Source organism: Noviherbaspirillum malthae, assembly GCF_015352985.1.
Lineage (GTDB): Bacteria > Pseudomonadota > Gammaproteobacteria > Burkholderiales > Burkholderiaceae_D > Noviherbaspirillum > Noviherbaspirillum malthae.
The window spans coordinates 1-19196 of the sequence record NZ_JACYXF010000093.1 but is presented as its reverse complement, the minus strand read 5'-3'; the positions used below and the strand labels follow the sequence as shown (position 1 = coordinate 19196).

13 protein-coding genes and 1 rRNA gene are annotated in these 19196 nt (G+C 62.2%); 7 read left to right on the top strand and 7 right to left on the bottom strand.

Annotated features, from left to right (window positions below; genetic code table 11):
• Positions 1-400 precede the first annotated feature (400 nt).
• Genes IGW03_RS34550 through IGW03_RS34540 form a run of 3 tightly spaced genes read right to left on the bottom strand, consistent with a single transcriptional unit; the run spans position 401 to position 5743 of the window.
• Positions 401-3283 carry an Hsp70 family protein gene (locus tag IGW03_RS34550; protein ID WP_194726936.1) on the bottom strand — a complete coding sequence of 961 codons (2883 nt, stop codon included), beginning with the start codon at positions 3281-3283 and terminating at the stop codon, positions 401-403.
• A gap of 22 nt (positions 3284-3305) precedes the next feature.
• The gene (locus tag IGW03_RS34545) at positions 3306-5153 is read right to left on the bottom strand and encodes an Hsp70 family protein (protein ID WP_194726935.1); all 1848 of its coding nucleotides are present in this window, start codon (positions 5151-5153) and stop codon (positions 3306-3308) included.
• Complete coding sequence (locus tag IGW03_RS34540; RefSeq protein ID WP_194726934.1) at positions 5150-5743, bottom strand: DUF2760 domain-containing protein; 594 nt, start codon at positions 5741-5743, stop codon at positions 5150-5152. The genes IGW03_RS34545 and IGW03_RS34540 overlap by 4 nt, the downstream gene beginning before the upstream one ends.
• Before the next feature lie 703 nt (positions 5744-6446).
• Here IGW03_RS34540 and IGW03_RS34535 point away from each other — a divergent pair.
• The 4 genes from IGW03_RS34535 to IGW03_RS34520 all read left to right on the top strand — a co-directional run bounded on the left by IGW03_RS34535 (position 6447) and on the right by IGW03_RS34520 (position 13060).
• On the top strand, positions 6447-8198 hold the full coding sequence (locus tag IGW03_RS34535; protein WP_194726933.1) for a methyl-accepting chemotaxis protein: 1752 nt from the start codon (positions 6447-6449) through the stop codon (positions 8196-8198).
• A gap of 289 nt (positions 8199-8487) precedes the next feature.
• Complete coding sequence (locus IGW03_RS34530) at positions 8488-9228, top strand: sulfite exporter TauE/SafE family protein (RefSeq protein WP_194726932.1); 741 nt, start codon at positions 8488-8490, stop codon at positions 9226-9228.
• A gap of 111 nt (positions 9229-9339) precedes the next feature.
• Positions 9340-11622 carry a hybrid sensor histidine kinase/response regulator gene (locus tag IGW03_RS34525; RefSeq protein WP_194726931.1) on the top strand — a complete coding sequence of 761 codons (2283 nt, stop codon included), beginning with the start codon at positions 9340-9342 and terminating at the stop codon, positions 11620-11622.
• A gap of 289 nt (positions 11623-11911) precedes the next feature.
• Positions 11912-13060 (top strand): ABC transporter substrate-binding protein, encoded by a 1149-nt coding sequence (locus tag IGW03_RS34520; protein WP_228536277.1) that lies wholly within the window; start codon positions 11912-11914, stop codon positions 13058-13060.
• Positions 13061-13207: 147 nt separating this feature from the next.
• On the opposite strand, the gene IGW03_RS34515 is transcribed toward IGW03_RS34520, so the two are convergent.
• The 4 genes from IGW03_RS34515 to IGW03_RS34500 all read right to left on the bottom strand — a co-directional run bounded on the left by IGW03_RS34515 (position 13208) and on the right by IGW03_RS34500 (position 15169).
• Complete coding sequence (locus IGW03_RS34515; RefSeq protein WP_194726930.1) at positions 13208-13525, bottom strand: DMT family transporter; 318 nt, start codon at positions 13523-13525, stop codon at positions 13208-13210.
• 234 nt (positions 13526-13759) lie between these two features.
• A complete protein-coding gene (locus tag IGW03_RS34510; RefSeq protein ID WP_194726929.1) occupies positions 13760-14209 on the bottom strand; it encodes a c-type cytochrome in 450 nt (149 codons plus the stop codon).
• A 331-nt stretch (positions 14210-14540) separates the two neighbouring features.
• Positions 14541-14801 (bottom strand): hypothetical protein, encoded by a 261-nt coding sequence (locus IGW03_RS34505; protein WP_194726928.1) that lies wholly within the window; start codon positions 14799-14801, stop codon positions 14541-14543.
• 83 nt (positions 14802-14884) lie between these two features.
• Positions 14885-15169, bottom strand: a complete 285-nt coding sequence (locus IGW03_RS34500) for a hypothetical protein (protein ID WP_194726927.1) — start codon at positions 15167-15169, stop codon at positions 14885-14887.
• Between the two features lie 474 nt (positions 15170-15643).
• On the opposite strand from IGW03_RS34500, the gene IGW03_RS34495 reads away from it, so the two are divergent.
• From IGW03_RS34495 to IGW03_RS34485, 3 genes are all read left to right on the top strand, one after another.
• Positions 15644-15862 (top strand): MerR family transcriptional regulator, encoded by a 219-nt coding sequence (locus tag IGW03_RS34495; protein WP_194726926.1) that lies wholly within the window; start codon positions 15644-15646, stop codon positions 15860-15862.
• Positions 15859-18615 carry a PAS domain S-box protein gene (locus IGW03_RS34490; protein WP_228536276.1) on the top strand — a complete coding sequence of 919 codons (2757 nt, stop codon included), beginning with the start codon at positions 15859-15861 and terminating at the stop codon, positions 18613-18615. The genes IGW03_RS34495 and IGW03_RS34490 overlap by 4 nt, the downstream gene beginning before the upstream one ends.
• A gap of 516 nt (positions 18616-19131) precedes the next feature.
• A 16S ribosomal RNA gene (locus tag IGW03_RS34485) occupies positions 19132-19196 on the top strand; the annotation flags it as partial.

Genomic DNA, 19196 nt, shown 5'->3' with positions numbered 1-19196 from the left:
CCCTCCAACAGGGGACGAACTTGGTCAAACTGTTCACGACTGATATCGCTTGGATAATACTTCCTGCTCATTCCGGATCAATGTCATTACAAACCTGGTTTGGACAGAAAAATATCGATCACGTTCTAAGACAGCTAAGACAGCTAAGACAGCTAAGACAGCTAAGACAGCTAAGACAGTTAAGACGACAAGTCGCTTAGACTCCGCAAGCGCAATGCGTGTGTTGCGCCCTCCCTTCAAGGGGACGTAGCAGGGGTTTCGCAACGCACTGCGTTGCGCCTGCGAAGTCGGAGCCGCCTGCAAGCGGCGAGGTGGAGGGTTGGGGTGGGGATGGGTTAAGCACGCATTGCCAGCTCCATTGACCCTTCCTACGGCCAGCCGCCATCAAAGCCAAAGAAGCTCAAGCAATCAGCATCAACCCCGGCGGAAGCGAATCTCCAATGAAACCGCGCTGGCTCACCTCATCAAGCTCCACCGTCTGTTCCACCATCGCCGCCCAGGCAGGCGATGCCCCGGACTGCCTGAGCCGCTGCACGACCCGCTCGCGCAGTTCAGGCGCCAGGTCGCGCGTTCGGTCGCCGGTGGAACGCGCGATATGCGCTGCGGCGAGCGCCGCGCCGTCAACCCGCTTCCAGTCCAGCGCCATCAGCCTGTCCAGCCAGCCGGAAGCAATATCGGGTGCCACCACATCATGCGCATTGCTGTAGAAGGGCCGGCGCGCGCCGAGGCGGGCCAGCGTCCACAGGATGAGGCTGTCGGCGGGCGGCACGGCACCGCGCTGCACAGGCACCGATTTGTCCAGCAGCCCCAGCAGCCAGTCGCCGATTTCGGCCTTGTAGCCGGCCGGGATGCGTTCCAATGAACCCGCCAGGCGCAGCATGTCGTCGTAGCCGCCGGCGACGAGATGCGGCGGCCGCTCGCGCAGCGCGGCTTCGTCGTCCTGCACATTGAAGGCGAAGTCGTCCAGCAGGCGCAGCTGCCTGGCATTGTCGAGACCGCCGGCAACGCGCCGCCACAAGGTCCACCACTCGGCAGCGACCTGGCTGTCCTTCACATACTGGATGCCGGTGTCGAAGATGGCCCAGAGCTGATCGATGCGCCAGTCGTCGAGCGGATAGCCGAAGCCGGGGCGCAGGCAATAGCCGGCCAGGTTCAGCCAGACGCGCTCATGCTCGGCGGAGCGGCGGCGGGCACGGGCACGCTGCAGCAGCGCGTCGAACAGCTTGCGCAGTACAGGCGTGCTCCACTGCTCGCGGCCGCCGATCAGCTTTTCCAGCTGCGCCCTCAGTTGCCTGACTTCCTTCGGCGGTACCTTTTGTGCGCGGGTACCGAAGATGCGATCAATTCTCTCCAGAGCATCGTTGATGCGGGCCGGCAGCGCATTGCCGCCGGCGGAGGATACCGACGCGGCTTGCCGGGCATCGCCTTCAGTCCCTTCCTCAGCGTCGCGCAGCTGAAATTCGAGCAGCCATCGCCGCTGCGCATCCTCGGTGCTCACGCAATGCATTTCCAGCGTGCCGACCTCGGTCAGCGCCGTGGCCAGGCGCACCGGCACTTCCTGCTTCGCTCCTGCCTCTGCCGGCAGCACGGTGGCGATCGGAGGAAGCGGTACAAGCTCGTCCGGGGACAGTTGGACCAGCTCGCCCGGCAGCGGGGGGCGGTTGCCGGCGTCCACCGTGGACGACATCAGGTGAAAGCGTACCGGCCGGCCGAGGCGCAGCGCGAACACGCGGTCTTCCAGCAGGAGTTCACGTCCCTGTTCGCTGCCCTTGGGCAGGACACACACGGCGCGCACGGCGCCATCGCTTGCCTGCGTAGTCTGCCGCTCGTCCAGCATCAGGAAATACGAGCGCGGCGAGCCGCCGCCGATGCGCGGCGCGAGGCCTTCGCGGGCCAATGCGAAGGCGACCGCGCCGCGGGCGACCGCGACATCAGGATTGTCGTTATGCAGCAGGCGCAGGGCTTGCCCGCGCCAGCGGCCGAGGGCATCCTGCAGCCGCGACGCCAGGGCCGGCGCGCGGAAGACGCCGCCGTTGAGCAGCAGGGTATCGGGAATCGCCGGTACGGAGGCATCGGCGGGCAAGCCGAGCGCTTCGCGGGACGCGGCGGCAAACTGGGATAGAAAGGCTGCGAGATGGCGGGTAACGGCGGGGTCGCTTGCATACGGCAGGCCGAATTCGACGATGCCGCTGCGCCGCTGCTGCACCGGTTCGTCGGCTGCAACGAGAGGAAAGAAGCCGTCGACCACGATGCGCTCGGCTTCCTCGCGCGTCAGGTCGACGGTGCGCGAGCCGCCGATCAGGCGTGAGCCGGCGCCGAGCAGCGTGACGCCCACCTTCTCCGGCGCATCCGAGGCGAGCAGCCTTTCCTTGGCGCCGCGGCAGCGCTCGAGCAATTGCGACAATTCGGTGGCCGACAGGCGCCGCTTTCCACCATTTCCGCCATGACTGCCTTCTACGCCGTTTCCCTGCAGTCGGCTCTCGGCCACATGGGCTAGCACCAGGTCCATGTTGTCGCCGCCCAGCATCAGATGCTTGCCGACGCCGATGCGCGTGAGCTGCGGCTGGCCGTCCTGCAGCTCCACCTTGATCAGGCTGAGGTCGGTCGTTCCGCCGCCGACATCGCACACCAGCACCAGGCGGGTCGGCTCCAGTTCGGAGGCCAGGTTGGCGCGATGCCGGAAAACCCAGTCGTAGAAGGCCGCCTGCGGCTCTTCCAGCAGGCGCAGCTGCGTCAGGCCTGCCTGGGCCGCGGCACGGACGGTGAGGGCACGCGCGCCTTCGTCGAAGGAGGCGGGCACCGTGAGGACGATGTCCTGGTCTTCCAGCGGCGCATCCGGAAAGCGCTGGTTCCATGCGGCGCGCACGTGGGCAAGATAGCTGGCGCTGGCGTCCACCGGCGACACTTTGGGCACATCGTCGCCCGCGCCCCATGGCAGGATGGGCGCGAGACGGTCGACCGCCGCATGCGACAGCCAGCTCTTGGCGCTGGCTACCAGCCGGCCGGGCACTTGCGCGCCCAGCTTGCGCGCCAGCGCGCCGACGATGACGGGTGCGGCTGCTGCATCCTGAGCGCCGGTCCATGGCAGCTGCAGGTCGCCCGCGGCCAACTCGCCCGGCGCCGCATGAAAGCGCAGGGATGGCAGCAGCGGCGCGGCCTTGACCTCGCCGGGCGCGGTCAGCTGTTCGATGTCGAACAGGCGGATGTCATGGCCGCCGTATTCCGCATAGGCGACGACGGTATTGGTAGTGCCGAGATCGATGCCGACCCTGTAGCGCTTCATCGCATCCTGTATTGAATACGCATCAGGACTGCGCCTGTCCGCGCACGTCGAACTCCACCTTCCAGCGCTCGCTGCCGTTGCGCGGCACCGCCGACAATTCCAGCGTGCCGGCTTCGGTCACCTTCGCATGCAGCCTGACCTGCACCACTTCGCCGGGCTGACGTCCTTCGGTGGGCAGCATCGACTGGATCTCTTCCAGCTCCTGCAATTCATCGGGCTGCCAGAAATCGAGCATGGTGCCGATCTGGTCCTGGCGGCGGGTGGAAGAGCCGAAGAAGCGGAAGTGCACCGGCTCGCCGACCACCAGGCCGAATTCCTCGGTCTGCAGTTCGGCTTCGGTGCCTTCCTCCATGCCGAAGGGCGCGATGCACAGCGCCTGGATCGGCGGCTCCATGCCGGGGATGGCGGGCATCGAGGATTCGACGCCGACATAGAAGGCGCGCGCCGTGCCGCCGCGGATGCGCACGCCGCTGCCGCGCCGCACGTAGCCGTAATACGCGGCGCCGCGTGCCACGGCCAGGTCGAGGTCGGCGCCGGTCAGCAGGCGGGCCGGCTCGGCGCTCTCTGCGGCGAGCCAGCCGTTGATGGTGGCCAGCATGCGTTCGGCGAGGATGCCGGACTTGAACACGCCGCCGTTGAACAGCACCGCTGTCGGGTGCAGGAAAGAGGCGTCGGTACGCACGCGTCCGGCGAAATCCTCCAGCTCCGACAGCGCCGCAGTCTGGCGCGCGAGGAAGGCGGCCAGATGGCGGGTGACGGCGGCATCCTGCGCGAAGGGCAGGCCGAGCTGGGTCAGCGCGGCGCGGGTACGGGTGGCGGGACGCGCCGACGCCTCGACCTGCGGGAAGAAGCCTTCCAGGATGACCGAAGTCACTTCCTCGCGCGTGAGTTCGGTGCGGATCGAGCCGCCGATCAGCTTGGAGCCGCGGCTCGGCACGACGATGGGCACGTTCTGCGCGCCGGCGTCCGACAGCAGACTTTCCTTGGCCGAGCGGCAGGCATAGGTCAGCGCGCGCATCTGCCATGGATCGAGCTGGGTGCCGCCGGCGGCGAGCTTGCGCGCGACCACATGGGCCAGCGTGAGATCCATGTTGTCGCCGCCGAGCAGGATGTGGTCGCCGACCGCGACCCGGTGCAGCTCCAGGTTGCCTTCGCGCTCCAGCACCGCGATCAGCGAAAAGTCGCTGGTGCCGCCGCCGACGTCGACCACGAGAATGATGTCGCCCGGCCTGACCTGCTTGCGCCACTGGCCCTGGCTGTTCTGGATCCAGCTGTAGAGCGCCGACTGCGGCTCTTCCAGCAGCGTCAGCGATTGATAGCCCGCGGTGCGGGCGGCTTCGGCGGTCAGCTCCCGCGCCGCCGGGTCGAAGGATGCCGGAATGGTGACGGTCACGTCCTGCATTTCGAACGGCGCATCCGGATGCGCGTGGTTCCATGCAGCCTTGATGTGTTCGAGATAACGCACCGAGGCTTCCAGCGGCGACACGCGCTGCACTTCCGGCGGCGCATCGCCCGGCAGGATGGCGGCGCGGCGATCGACGCCGGGATGGCAGAGCCAGCTCTTGGCGCTCGATACCAGGCGGATCGGCGTGGTGGCGCCGCGGGTGCGGGCCAGTTCGCCCACCACATACGGCAGGTCGGCCGTCCAGGGCAGGGTACGTTCGCCCGGCGCCAGTTCGTCGCCGTGCGGCAGGTAGAGGAAAGAGGGCAGCAGCGGCTGGGACTCCACCGCGCCGGGCGCCGTCAGCTGCGGCACTTCCAGCACGCCGTGGATGGTTTTCTCGCCGTCGCTGGCGCCCATGTCGGTATAGGCCAGCGCGGAATGGGTGGTGCCGAGATCGATGCCGATCGAATAGCGGGCGGTGCTCATAATTCCACCTCCGCCGGCGCCAGCACCGAGGCGTCATGGCTTTCCGCCAGCTTGGGCAGGCGCACATCGGTGGCGCGCCAGCCGCGGTGGGTCAGCGTGCCGCGGAAAGGCGCGCTGCCGACCACGTTGCCGGTCAGGCGGATGGCGGCGGCATCAAAACCTTCCTGCAGCGTGACCGTGCTGCCTTCATTGTCTTCGCGCACCGGTGCGATGGTGAAGTGCTCGTTCAATACCTTGCGGCAACCTTCATGTACGACGCGCGCCGCCGCGCCGATTTCGGCGTCCGAATAATTGACCAGGTTTTCCTGGGTGAAATCGATGAGACGGGCATCTCGCTGCAGCAGGCTCAGAAGCAGCAGCGCCGCATCGGAAGAGGCCTCCTTCAGCGGCGGCGGAGCGACTTCGGGTTTTTTCTCGGGCTCCGGCTGCGGCGGTGCGGGCGTGGCTTCGGGTTCCTGGCTCAGCGTATTGATGCGGGAGGCAAAATCGATATCCGAAAAGGTGCGGAAAAAGGCGCCGAACGCCAGTGGAATCCTGCGCAGGAAGGACGGCTTGGCAGTATTCGTCTGGCCGGACGTTGAGTCGTTCATCTATTGCTCCTGTTCTCATGAGGGATTCGCGTGGAGGGACGGCTGTCCACGGTCAGGCGGCGCTACGGCTGCATGGCAACGAAGCCTTGGCAGCGAGGCGGCGTGTTGTCGAATCCGAAAGGGCTGGATTATGTCAGATTCGCATCAAAAACAGATGGTTCGCGAATCCGGCTGGTCATGCATTGCGGAACTGCAGGAACTGGCTGGACATCGTGCCATATCTGCTTCTGTCAAAGTGCTGTGGTGACACTTCGGCAACTCCACGTTGCCGCAATTTTCGCACAAGCGCGCACGTGCAGCCGCGAGCGGCGTCAACACATCGCTCCCGGTACGACGCCATCACGCTCGTTCTGGCCGCAATCCGTGTCGCCGTTAACGATTCAACCATCTTTTAATGGATTCGAGCGGTCGCCGGTTTATTTTCGAGCGGCACTGCTTTCAACAGGGCAACGCGTGAAGTTATAATCCGGTGCAGATACAAGCGCAATACTCATCCCGTCAGCCCAATCCCCGCCGTCGGTCATCGCGTTGTTCCCCATGAAGGTGTTTGCCGCCTATCGAGGCTATCGATATTACGGCAAATATTCCGAATCCAAATTCTCTGCCAGGCCGGTCCTTGCCGTGCCCGCTCCCATGGAGACGGGTACGGCCGTCATCGCCGGGCAGCGACTAGCGATTCTGTTGATTGACTGGCATCGACAATATGAAACTCAAAGACTTGAAGATCGGCGTGCGACTTGGCGCGGCATTTGCGGCAGTACTCGCCTTGACTGCACTCATGACCGGCGTCGGCATACTGGAACTGTCCAGCGTGGTGACGGCCAAGAACTACATGGTAGAAGCTTCCCAGAAGAAGCAGCTTGCCGACGAATGGCTGCGCGGCATCTCGACCAACGCGGTGCGCACCTTTGCCAAGGCCAGGAGCAGCGATGCCGACGATCAGCGCTACTTCGAATCGGAGATGACGGCGACCAGCAAGCGCGTCACGGAAATTCAAAAGGAACTGGAACAGCTGATTCATTCAGACGAAGGCAAGCGCCTGATGGGCAATGTCGGCGACATGCGCAAGGCTTACGTTGCAGCGCGCGATGCCGCTTTCCGGATGAAAGCGGATAACGCACCCGAAGCGGAAACCAGGGCATTCATCGACGCCAAGATGGTTCCGGCGATGAACGCCTATGTCGATTCCGTCAAGGCGGTGCTGGCATTCCAGGGCAAGGTCTTCGACGACGCCAATGCCCACATCGACAAGGTCTATGCCAACGCACGGCTGGTGCTTGCGGTACTCGGCGCGCTCGCCCTTGTTCTTGGTGCGCTGCTCGCATGGCTGCTCTCGCGCAGCATCACGCGTCCCTTGCAGGATGCGGTCGATATCGCGCAGACCGTCGCCGCAGGAGACCTGACGCGCGACATCGACGTGCGTTCGCAGGATGAAGTCGGCCGCCTGCTCGCCGCGCTGAAGCAGATGAATGCCAGCCTGCACAAGACCGTCCTCGAAGTGCGCAACGGCACCGACACCATCGCTACCGCTTCGCACCAGATCGCCGCCGGCAACCTCGACCTCTCCTCGCGCACCGAGCAGCAGGCCAGTTCTCTCGAAGAGACGGCCTCCTCCATGGAAGAGCTCGCAGCGACCGTCAGGCAGAATGCACAGCATGCGCGGCAGGCCAATACCTTGGCCATCGATGCCTCCGGCGCCGCGGCCGAAGGCGGCAGCGTGATCGAACAGGTCGTCGTCACCATGAGCGACATCTCCGTATCGGCGAGGCAGATCGTCGACATCATTTCCGTCATCGACGGCATCGCTTTCCAGACCAACATCCTGGCGCTCAATGCCGCCGTCGAAGCGGCGCGCGCCGGCGAGCAGGGCAGGGGCTTCGCAGTAGTTGCCGGCGAAGTGCGCACGCTGGCCCAGCGCTCGGCTGCCGCCGCCAGGGAAATCAAGACCCTCATCAACAGCTCGGTCGAGCGCGTCGAGGCCGGCAACCGGCTGGTGAATACGGCCGGCAGCAGCATGCAGAACATCGTCGACAGCGTGCGCAGGGTGACCGACATCATGGCGGAGATCAGCGCGGCGAGCCAGGAGCAGACCGACGGCATCGAACAGATCAACCAGGCGGTCACCCAGATGGACCAGGTGACGCAGCAGAACGCCGCGCTGGTCGAGGAAGCCGCCGCGGCGTCGGAATCCCTGCAGGACCAGGCTGCAAAACTCGCGCAGGCAGTCAGCGTGTTCAGGCTCGGTGGCGTGCATGTCCAGCCGCAGTCGCCATCCCGATCGCAGCCCGCCGGGAAGACCGCCGTCGCAAATTCCCGAAAGACTGCGGCGATGCCTGTCGCGGTGGCGAAGACGACGCCATCGCCGCATCCTTCAAAGCCGGCAGCGATCGCTTCCGGGCAGTCGCCCGCCCGCGTCGCTCCGGCAACCAACGGGGATGAGTGGGAAGAGTTCTAGAGCGCTTTCGGTTTGACTTGACTGACGATCCCGGCTGCTTTGCCCGCAGCACTGCGTTGTGTCTCCTTGCCATGGCCCCGCCATGTCGCGTCGCCACGCCTTGTTCTGCAGGCAAATCACCTCGGCCTCGCCGAGCCCAGTCAAGCCGAAAGCGCTCTAGACGAACCGAAACTGTTCTGATTTCTCCTCGCGCGCAAGCGGCATCGGGTGGAGCATTGGTCGTCACGCTGACCATCCATGACGGGAAAGTTCGCTATCATGCGTCGCTGTAACGAATTTTTCCGGTCTCATGCTCCTCGCCCTCATCTTTGCCGCCGGCCTTTGGGCCGGCCTCCAGAACGCCCTGGCCGGCGGCGGTTCCTTCGTGACGCTGCCGGCGCTGATGCTGACGGGCATGTCTCCGCTGGCGGCCAACATCACATCCACGGTCGCGCTATTTCCCGGCCAGCTGACTTCCGGCTTCGCGGGACGCAAGCTAGTCACCGGCTCCGGCGCGCTGACGTTCCGCGCCCTGTTCGTGGTCAGCCTCCTCGGCGGCGCAGCAGGCGGCCTGCTGCTGCTCAATACTCCATCCTCGGTCTTTGCCCGTCTGGTGCCGTGGCTGGTTCTGTTCGGAACCGCCGTGTTTGCCTGGGGCAGCTTCTTCCACAGGCAGGGCGCCACCAGCGTGCATCTCGGGCCGGCCGGCACGGCCTTTGCCCAATTCGTCATTGCCGTCTACGGCGGCTATTTCGGCGGCGGTGTCGGTTTCTTGATGCTGGCTGCACTGACCATGGCCGGACTGCCCACGCGCAATGCCGGCGCCACCAAGAATGTGCTGGCCGGCGTGATGAATGCGTCGGCGGTGATCCTGTTCTTCACCTCGCCGCATCTGCATTGGCAAGAAGCGATCGTTCTCGGAAGCGGCGCCATCATCGGCGGTCTGTGCGGCGCATGGGCGCTGCACCGGGTCAATGAAAAGCTGCTGCGCATTGCCGTCGTATGCATCGGCATCGCGCTGACCATAGGATTGTTCGCCAGGCCGCTTTGATTCTTTGGCAAGTGCCAGCCATATTTGCCGCCTGCCCTTCGTTTCGTGCAAGCCCGCACCGCAGCATTCTAGGCTATGCTCTGGTCGAGATGACTGGCCAAGGGCAACACTTTGAACTCCGACCTCAAGCAAGAGCAGCCTGCGCTGGATGATGCCAGGTCCATTCTGGAAAGCATCACCGACGCCTTCTACAGCCTTGATCGCAACTGGGAATTCACCTATGTGAATCACCAGACCGAGCTGGTGCTCGGGCGAAGCTCCGGCGAACTGATCGGAAAGAACGTCTGGGAAGTCTATCCCGGCCTGCTGGGCACCGAACTGGAGACAATGTACCGCCGAGCTGTGAGGGAACGCACGCCGGTGAACTTCACCTTCTATTTTCCGGATCATGAGCGCTGGTACGAGGTCAAGGCCTATCCGGCGCGGGAAGGCCTGTCGGTTTATTTTCAGGATGCGACCGAACGCGTCGGTGCGGAACAGAAACTGCGCGACAGCGAAATGCGCTTTCGGATGATGGCCGACGCCATTCCGCAGATCGTCTGGATCACCGATGCCGAAGGCAACGCAGAATTCCTCAACCGCCAGTGGGAGCTCTACACCGGCGCTTCGCGCACGCCCGCAACCGCCGGCGAGATCGCGGAGCAATTCGTGCATCCCGACGACCAGGCGCCGACCATGGAAGCATGGGAAGCTGCGGCGAACGAAGGCCGGACCTTCAGCGTCGAGCACCGGATCCGCTCGTCTTCGGGCCAATACCGCTGGTTCCTGGTACGCGCGGAGCCGCACCGGGATCCGGATACGGGCCGGATCATGCGCTGGTTCGGCACCTCGACCGACGTGCACGACGCCAAGAGGGCCGAGGTTGCCCTGAGGCGAAGCGAGGCGCGTTATCGGACCTTGTTCAACTCCATCGACGAAGGCTTCTGCATCATCGAAATGATGTTCGACGCCGATGGTCGTCCGGTGGACTACCGGTTCTGCGAAGTCAACGTCACCTTCGAGCAGCAGACAGGCCTGAGCAATGCGGAAGGCAAGACTGCGCTTGAACTCGCCCCAAGCCTTGAAAGGCACTGGTTCGAGATCTACGGCAAGGTTGCACGCACGGGCGAGGCGGTGCGTTTCGAAAACGAGGCCAAAGCCCTCCAGCGCTGGTTCGATGTGTATGCCTTCAGAGCGGAGGAGGAAGGCGAAGGCAAGGTCGGTATCTTGTTCAAGGACATCAATGAACGCAAGCGGCATGAGCAGGAGATGCAGCATGCCGCGCGCAGCAAGGACGAGTTTCTGGCCATGCTGGCGCACGAACTGCGCAACCCGCTGGCGCCGATTGCCGCCGCCGCCGACCTGCTGCAGCTTGGCCGGATGGATGAAGCCAGGGTGCGCCAGACCAGTGAAATCATTGCGCGCCAGGTGAGGCACATGACCAGTCTGGTCGATGACCTGCTCGATGTGTCCCGCGTCACGCGCGGACAGATCACGCTGCAGATGGAGACGCTGGATGCAAAGCGCATTGCGGCCGAGGCCGTGGAACAGGTTCGCCCCCTGATCGAGTCCCGTCGGCATCATATGGCCGTGCACATGCCGCCGCAGTCGGCCCTGATCCGCGGCGATGCGAAGCGCCTGGTGCAGGTAATTGCCAATCTGCTCAGCAATGCGGCGAAATACACGCCGGACGGCGGCTGCATCGATTTGCGGGTGGAAGTGCAAGGAGAAGAGGTGCTGATTGCAACAAAAGACAGCGGCATCGGCATGACGCCGGAGTTCCTGGAGCGTGCATTCGAAATGTTCAGCCAGGCGCAAAGAACGGTCGATCGGTCCCAGGGCGGACTGGGAATCGGTCTGGCGCTCGTCAGGAGCTTGGTGGAACTGCATCAGGGTTCGGTCAAGGCGCACAGCGGCGGCCTTGCACAGGGGAGCGAATTCACGATCTGCCTGCCGCGCGTCGCGCTGGCCGATGCAGAGGAAAATCTGCACAAACACCATTCCGGCGCCGCGAAGCCGGCCGGCCTGCGGCTGATGGTCGTCGATGACAATGCCGATGCCGCCAACATGCTTGCCATGGTTCTCGAAGCCGTAGGGCATGAGGTGCTCGTGGAGCACGATTCGATGCGGGCGCTGGAAAGGGCACGCATCGAACGCCCGGACGTCTTCCTGCTGGACATCGGCCTGCCGCACATCGACGGCAACGAACTGGCCCGGCAACTGCGCGCGCATCCGAAATCGGCATCGTCGACCCTGATCGCGGTCACCGGCTACGGCCAGGAGCAGGACAGGAAAAGCACGGCAGACGCCGGCTTCGACCATCATTTCGTCAAGCCGGTGGAAATGCAGAAACTGGCTTTGCTGCTTGCGGAACTCGGGGCCGACAAGGAACGTGGCCGAGGCCGCGGGGAGTAAGCGCTACCTGCCGGTGCGATCAAGCCCGCGTTGATGGGAATACCACTCCGGGCGCCTGCCGGCTCTGCAGGCGCCATGGCCACGTGCCGGCAGACGCCCTGCCCGCTCTTTTGTTACATAAAAACGACACTTGCTCCAAGACCGGCAGCATTAAAACTGCACCGGGCATGCAGCCTCCCGCACAATAGCAGCAAAAGCTTGCCCAAAAGAAATAAAATGCAAGGAAACGAGCGCCGCGCTGCAGAAGGCACACGACAGGCGACGTTGGCCAGAATAAAGTCAAGGAGACATGATGAACCCAATGCGACGCGCGAGCCTGCGCATCATCCTGCTTGCTGCATTGTCAGGCGCCGGCATCCTTCCCGTGTCGGCTGAAGACGGCGTGACCGACACCACCATCCTGATCGGACAGACGGTAGGACTGACCGGCACCGTCGCCGGGCCAGTCAAGGAAATGAACGAGGGTGCCGAGGCTTATTTCAGGCAGGTCAACAAGCAGGGCGGCATCCATGGCCGCAAGATCGAAATGCGCATGCTCGACGACAAGTTCGATCCTGCCCTGACCCGCGCCAATGCCGAGACGCTGATCAGAAAGGAACGCGTCTTTGCCCTGTTCCAGGGACGCGGCACGCCGCACACCCAGGGCATCCTGCCTCTGCTCGAAGGCAATAATATCCCGCTGGTGGCGCCGAGTACGGGCGCGGCGATATTTCATCAGCCGGCGCATCGCATGCTGTTCAATATCCGCGCCAAGTACCAGGATGAAGTCGTGCGCGCTGTCGAGCACTTCACGACCATCGGCATCAAGGCAATCGGCATACTCCATGTCGACGATGCCTTCGGTCAGGACGGGCTGGAAGGTTTCATGAAAGCGATGGAGGCACGCAAGCTCAAGCCTGCGGTGGTCCTCAAGTTTGCCCGCGTCAATCCCGACAACAAGGCGGCCGCGGACGAAGTCGTGAAGGCCAATCCGGCGGCGCTGATCGTCGTCAGCTCCGCCAAGAATACGATCGATGTCATCAAGGCCATCCGCGCCGCCGGCAGCCAGACGCAGATCATGACGCTGTCGAACAATTCCTCGCAGGCCTTCGTCAAGGAACTGGGTCCGGCAGGTACCGGCGTCATCGTGTCGCAGGTAACCCCGGCACCGCACCTGATTTCCACGCCGCTCGGACAGGAATTCAATGCTGTGGCAAAGGCAAGCGGCGCGACCATTTCCTATGCGGCGATGGAGGGCTACGTCAATGCCAAGGTACTGGTCGAGGGACTCAGGCGCGCCGGCCCCAGGCTGACGAGGGAGGGATTCGTGCGCGCGATGGAAACCATGCAGCGCGTCGACCTGGGCGGCTTGATGGTGACCTATGCGCCTGGAGATCACACTGGCAGCGAGTTCGTCGAACTGACCATGATAGGCAAGGACGGGCGCTTCATCCGCTGAGTGAACGCGAGCGAACGCTCAACGCAATTCGCCTTGCTGCGGCAGGCGACTGATCGATCCCGGTTGGCGCGGAGACATCGGACAGGCCCGCAGCGGCGGGGCCCGTCAGATCCAATGGGGCCAACCGGCTCGGCGGTCTCATCGGGTTCAGTGCGTACCGAGCTTCATCAGCACCAGGCCGGAGACGATGAGCACCGCTGCAAGCACGCGCATGAGGCTTAGCTGCTCGCCAAGGGCAGCGATTCCGACGACGAAAGCGCCGATCGCGCCGATGCCCGTCCAGACCGTGTAGGCCGTGCCGAGCGGCAGCGTGCGCATGGAGAGGGACAGCAGACCAAAGCTGGCCATCATCATGACCAGCGTGATGATGGAGGGAATGAGGCGTGTGAAGCCGTTTGAAAGCTTCATCGAGTAAGCCCAAACGACTTCGAAAAGTCCGGCGATTATCAGCATGATCCAGGCCATGGCGGCTCTCCTTCAAAAAGAGCCGGGCCGTCCCGGATATGTTCCCATGATGGGGGAGGTCGTCCTCCTGATCGCAACCCGTATTCCGCCCTGTAAAGACGGGCTGAAGGGTTGGACGAGGCTGTGATTATAGCCCGGATGCGGCGTCGGCGCTCCCGAAAGCGGGCGGCTTGCGGCCTGTCCTGACGGGCTCCGTCAGGACAGGCGATCCATGGCAGCATCGACCATGGTGCTTCATCCTCCGCGCGAACGTTTTCCGCTGATGACGCCCTGCGGCGAGACGTCGGGCGCAATGTTTTCCGAAACCGCTTTCAGGTAAGCGATGATGTCCGAGCGCTCCTTCTCATCCATGATTCCCTGGAATTTCATGCTGGTCCCGGGAACGAATTGCTGGGGAGCGCTGAGCCACTTGTCCAGGCTGCTTTCGTTCCATTCGACGTTGGCCTCTCTCAGTTCGGAGGTATAGCGTGAGAATCCTTCCACCGTTCCGGCCTTGCGGTTCCACAAGTCGGCCAGACTGGGGCCGATCGAGTGCTCGCCGGACTTGACGGAGTGGCAGGCCATGCACGGCCTGAAATCCCGTGCACCTCGCACAGGATCGCCTGCGGCATTGGCCGCAGCGGCGAGAAACGCAGACAGCGCAACGGCCGTCTTGAATGCGACAGCAATAGAAAAATAATTCATGAGCTTGAGTTTGTTGATTTTCCGAGTTCGCGCCGAAGGTTCATCGAGCGCTCCGGCGCTCTTGGCAATTCGGTTCAAACCGTTGAGTAGAGAACGCCGGGCATGCGCAATTCAATAAGCTGCGGATGCCGATGATGCATCGCCGGACCCTGGTAAAGCGGTGAGTGAATCAATCAACGCAGCGAAGCAGGCGGCCCCTCGTCCAAGGCGAGCGCAGGCCTCGGACCTGGCTGCATCATTGCGCCTACCCATTCCAGCACCGGCGCTTCAAACCTTTATCAGGGCGTTTTGCGTGCTGAGCATGAAGACCTGCCGTTCAGTCTTGGCGCAATCAGATGGTTGCGTTGAGCTTGCCGAACTGGCTCGGGCTGACATTAATCATCGGCAGTGAGAAATTGGAGCCGATGGAGCCGACGTTGTTGAGGGTGTTGACCTCGACGTTCTGCAATTGCGTGAGGTTCTGACTGACGCCGATGTTGACATTGGCGAGCGAACCGAGGCCGGCGAGCCAGGCATTTCCGCCGCGTACGCAAGCCATCGAGGCATGGTCGAGGTCGGTGGCGGCGGCGATGTCGCGGATCTTGATGGACATGGGATTCTCCTTGTTGACTTGAATGGATAGCGTTCGACACTTGCCGATGGAAGCCGCGCCGCAGCCTCCATCGGCATGCAGATTCAGGACATGAAGTTGATGGTGTTCTTGCCGGTTTGGGTCGGGTTGACGGTCGACTTGATGTCCGAGGCGAAGGCGACGTTGTTGCCGTTGTTGACCAGCGTGTTCTGCTCCTGACCCAATGCCTGCTCGGCACCGAAGTTGATTTCATGCTTGGAGAAGCTGGCCAGCGGACCGCCGAACAAGGCGGGAAGCCGGTGGAAGCCGATGCCGCCGCGTACGGAAGTCATCGCCTTTGCATCAAGTTCGGAAGTGACGGACAGGTCTTTGAGGATCAGTGTTTTCATGCTGGTTCTCCTGAATGAATAAGGGGGGCTTTGAGCGCTGAGCGTTTTGTTGCACTCGAGGGAGATATAGCAGGGGCTGTGCCAGAAGCGGAGAGGGACGGAAAATGCGGAGCAACCCATTGATTCCAAAAGAGGTTTTTCGGAATGCCGATTAAGGGGGCAAGTGCGGCGTTGGGCTGCACGAATGAGTTGACGGATTTCGGCCGACACTTGCGAGTCGGATAGCGGCTTGATGTGCGGATAAATGCGCCAATTCGACGGCAAGGGTTCAGCATTCAATTCATCACCCTGCCGAAGCTGCGCCGTGCCGGACGCAAACCGCGGTTTCTTCCTTTTCGTAGAAACGGCTTGGCGCAGTGGTGAAGCCGAGGGTGTTTGAGCAATATCAACCGGAATGCAATTGAGCTGCATCGATAAGTGCACTGTCGCTAGATTGACGTCTTTGCAAAGTTTTGCAAGGTTTCTCAAGCTTCCATGTCTTCCGAACCGTCCGCCTTTTCCATCCACGATTTCCTGACCGTCAGTCAAGCCGCCGCACTTCTGGGAGTGTCTGCCGCCACCTTGCGCAATTGGGACAAGTCCGGCAAGCTTCAGCCGCTTCGTCATCCCATGAACGGCTACCGGCTCTACGCGCGCGCCGATCTCGAAGCGCTCATGCGCCAGTTTTCTCACGCAGGGAAGGAGGCGTCATGACGTCTTCCAGTCGAATACTGTTGGTGAGCAACGAGCCGGCAGCTCCGCCGGCGCTGGAAAGTGCGCTGAAGGGCCTGGACTGCCAGCTCGTGAAGGCAGCACCGGAGGAGGAGGTGCTGCGCGGCATCTTTTCAATGGAATTTGCTGTCATCCTGCTTGATGCCGAATCGGCATTCGCAGAAAGTCTCAAGGTCGCCCGGCTGGTCCGCGGGCATCCGCACTCTCTGGACACCCCTGTCATTTTCCTGACGGCGTCCGATTTGAACGGCCTTCTGCTGGAAGAAGCTTATTCCCTCGAAGCGGTCGACCATATCGCAAGGCCACTCAGCGCCGCCGTGCTGCGCGCGAAGCTCAAGCTCTTCATCGGCCTGCAACGCAAATGCGCCGCGCTTGCACAAATACGCAAGGATAGAATCGATGCTGCCCTGCAGATGAAGGACAGCCGCCTGCGTCTCATCCTCGACAATACCCACAACTATGCGCTGGTCGTGACCAATCTCGACGGCGCGATCGTCGAATGGGACGGTGCGGCGCAGGCCATCACGGGCTGGCATGCAGATGAAGCCCTCGGCCAAAATATCTCCCTGATCTTCACGCCGGAAGACCAGGCGATCAAACGGCCGCAAACCGAAAGGACCTGTGCCCGGCAAACGGGGCGCGCGACTGACCGGCGCTGGCACCAGCGCAAGGACGGCAGCCGCTTCTTCGCCGACGGCGTGATGGTCTGCCTGCAGGACGGGCAGGAACAGGTGGTCCAGTATGCGAAGATCTTTCGCGACGTGACCCAAAGCAAACTGGACGAACTCGAACGCGAGCGTCTGTTGAAAGACGCCCAGCTGGCGCACGAGCGACTGGCCGATGTATTTCGCCAGGCGCCCGCGTTCATGTGCGTTCTGAGCGGACCGGATCATGTTTTCGAGATGGCAAATGAACGCTATCTGCAACTGATAGGCAACCGGGATGCGATAGGCAGGCCGGTCCGTGAAGTCCTGCCGGAAGTTGCCGATCAAGGCTACTTCGAACTGCTCGACGGCGTTTATCGAAGCGGAGAATCGTACATCGGCACGGATCTCCGCCTCGTACTCCAAGATCCGGACGGCTCTTCCGACGAACGCTTCGTCGATTTCGTGTACATGGCGCTGCGCGAGAGTAACGGCGACGTATCCGGCATCCTGGTCCATGGCGTCGACCAGACCGAACGCAAGCGGGCCGAGCAGGCGTTCCGTGCCAGCCAGCAGCGTTATCGCACCGTGATCGAATCGATCGACGAAGGCTTTTGCATTCTCGAGATGCTGTTTGATTCGAACGGTGATCCTGTCGATTATCTGTTCCTGGAAACCAATGCGGTGTTTGCGAAGCAGACCGGACTGCACAATGCGGCAGGAAAGCGTGCCCGTGAGCTCGTCCCCGATTTGGACAAGCACTGGTTCCAGATCTACGGGAAGGTTGCAACGACCGGTGAGTCGATACGTTTTACCGAACATTCCGCAGCGATGGGCCGCTGGTTCAGCGTCTATGCGACTCGTATCGGCGCCGAGAGCAGCCGCGAGGTCGCCCTGGTGTTTAGTGATATCACCGAGCAGAAAAAGGCGGAAGAAGACTTGAGGCGCCTGGCGGCCGAGCTGTCCGAGGCCAACCGCCTGAAGAGCGAGTTCCTCGCAACGCTGGCCCATGAGCTGCGAAATCCGTTGGCGCCTCTCCACACCGGACTGGAAGTCTTGGGACGCAGCGTCGACAAGCCGGAAATGATTCACCGCCTGCGCGGGATGATGGATCGCCAGGTGACGCACATGGTCCATCTGGTGAACGACCTGCTCGATGTGGCACGGATCACGAGCGGAAAGGTGGAAATCCGCAAGAAAAGCGTCGACCTCAAAGAGCTGGTGAAGACGGCCGTGGAAACAAGCGCTCCAGCGATTGAACGCGGCAAGCATCACCTTGACGTCATTCTTCCGGAAGAGCCCTTGATGCTCGACGCCGATCCGGTCCGGATTGCGCAGGTACTCGGAAACCTGCTGACCAATGCGGCGAAATACACTCCGAACGACGGGCATATCGAGGTGTTCGCCCGCCGTGAAGGAACGGATGCCGTCATCTCGGTCAGTGATACGGGCATCGGCATTCCCCCGGAGGCGCTGGGCAAGGTCTTCGTGATGTTCAACCAGGTCGGCGCCGGCATGAGCCGCTCGCAGGGCGGACTGGGGATCGGACTGTCGCTCGTGCACAAGCTCGTGGATCTGCACGGGGGATCGGTCAAGGCGACCAGCCCGGGAACCGGGAAAGGCAGTACCTTTATCGTGCGCCTGCCTTTGTCGCTTTCCGTCCAGGACAAGCCTGGTGAAAAACGCGATCAGAATGTGGCGGGAGATCCTGTTGCCAGGATGCTGAGGATCCTGATCGCCGATGACAATACCGATGCCGCGGCCAGTCTGGCGGCACTCCTCGAGATGCATGGCCATGCAGTAGAACTTGCATATGACGGATATGCCGCAATGAAAAAGGCGCAGGACTTTCTGCCGGAACTTGCATTTCTTGATATCGGGATGCCCGGCTTGAATGGCTATGAAGTCGCGAGATTGCTGCGAAAGACCGACAGCTTGCAAGGGGCCATCCTGGTCGCACTGACCGGATGGGGCGACCAAAAAGACCGTGAGCGGTCGAAGCAGGCGGGTTTTGCTTATCACATTACCAAGCCGATCAATGCGAATGAGCTGCAGCGAGTGCTGTCGGAAACAATCCGTGCATTGGTATAGGTGCGGCGATAAGGACTTTTCGAATTCGCGACGATGCGCTTCGGATTCATGCCGGCGTCAAGTCGTGACGAGAAAGACCGGCGCTGGTGATGTCGAATTATCCAAATTTATTGGTTTTGTTCCAACACAGAAAAAATAGTTGGCATCCATTGAAAGGCTTTGCTATAGTTCGGCTCCCGTCGCGAAACGCAGCAAACAAAGCGCGAAGCGACAGGAAGCAACAAGGGCGGTAAAGGGCAGCGGCAGTCTGGCTGACTCTTGAAACCCGGCAGCCGTCTCCTATATGAGCATGACGGCGACAGACACGACGCTCTGTCAGGCAAGGTTCTTTAACAACCAACAACCGATAAGTGTGGGCGCTCGATGAAGCGGGCCGGCAGCGCAAGCTGCGTGGCTCAAAGCATATGAAGTGCTCGCACAAGAAACAAGTAGGTCGGCATCGCAAGATGCCACCTGTCAGTATTTTGAGTGAGCGACACCTCTTACGAGGTTGCCCGAGAGGGCGCAACAGAGATTGAACTGAAGAGTTTGATCCTGGCTCAGATTGAACGCTGGCGGCATGCCTTACACATGCAAGTCGA

Bases quoted from the DNA above. Each gene is read 5' to 3' on its own strand.
- IGW03_RS34535 (WP_194726933.1), top strand. From the start codon at position 6,447: ATGAAACTCAAAGACTTGAAGATCGGCGTGCGACTTGGCGCGGCATTT.
- IGW03_RS34490 (WP_228536276.1), top strand. From the start codon at position 15,859: ATGACGTCTTCCAGTCGAATACTGTTGGTGAGCAACGAGCCGGCAGCT.
- IGW03_RS34520 (WP_228536277.1), top strand. From the start codon at position 11,912: ATGATGAACCCAATGCGACGCGCGAGCCTGCGCATCATCCTGCTTGCT.
- IGW03_RS34540 (WP_194726934.1), bottom strand. From the start codon at position 5,743: ATGAACGACTCAACGTCCGGCCAGACGAATACTGCCAAGCCGTCCTTC.
- IGW03_RS34495 (WP_194726926.1), top strand. From the start codon at position 15,644: ATGTCTTCCGAACCGTCCGCCTTTTCCATCCACGATTTCCTGACCGTC.
- IGW03_RS34500 (WP_194726927.1), bottom strand. From the start codon at position 15,169: ATGAAAACACTGATCCTCAAAGACCTGTCCGTCACTTCCGAACTTGAT.
- IGW03_RS34515 (WP_194726930.1), bottom strand. From the start codon at position 13,525: ATGGCCTGGATCATGCTGATAATCGCCGGACTTTTCGAAGTCGTTTGG.
- IGW03_RS34530 (WP_194726932.1), top strand. From the start codon at position 8,488: ATGCTCCTCGCCCTCATCTTTGCCGCCGGCCTTTGGGCCGGCCTCCAG.
- IGW03_RS34550 (WP_194726936.1), bottom strand. From the start codon at position 3,283: ATGAAGCGCTACAGGGTCGGCATCGATCTCGGCACTACCAATACCGTC.
- IGW03_RS34510 (WP_194726929.1), bottom strand. From the start codon at position 14,209: ATGAATTATTTTTCTATTGCTGTCGCATTCAAGACGGCCGTTGCGCTG.
- IGW03_RS34505 (WP_194726928.1), bottom strand. From the start codon at position 14,801: ATGTCCATCAAGATCCGCGACATCGCCGCCGCCACCGACCTCGACCAT.
- IGW03_RS34545 (WP_194726935.1), bottom strand. From the start codon at position 5,153: ATGAGCACCGCCCGCTATTCGATCGGCATCGATCTCGGCACCACCCAT.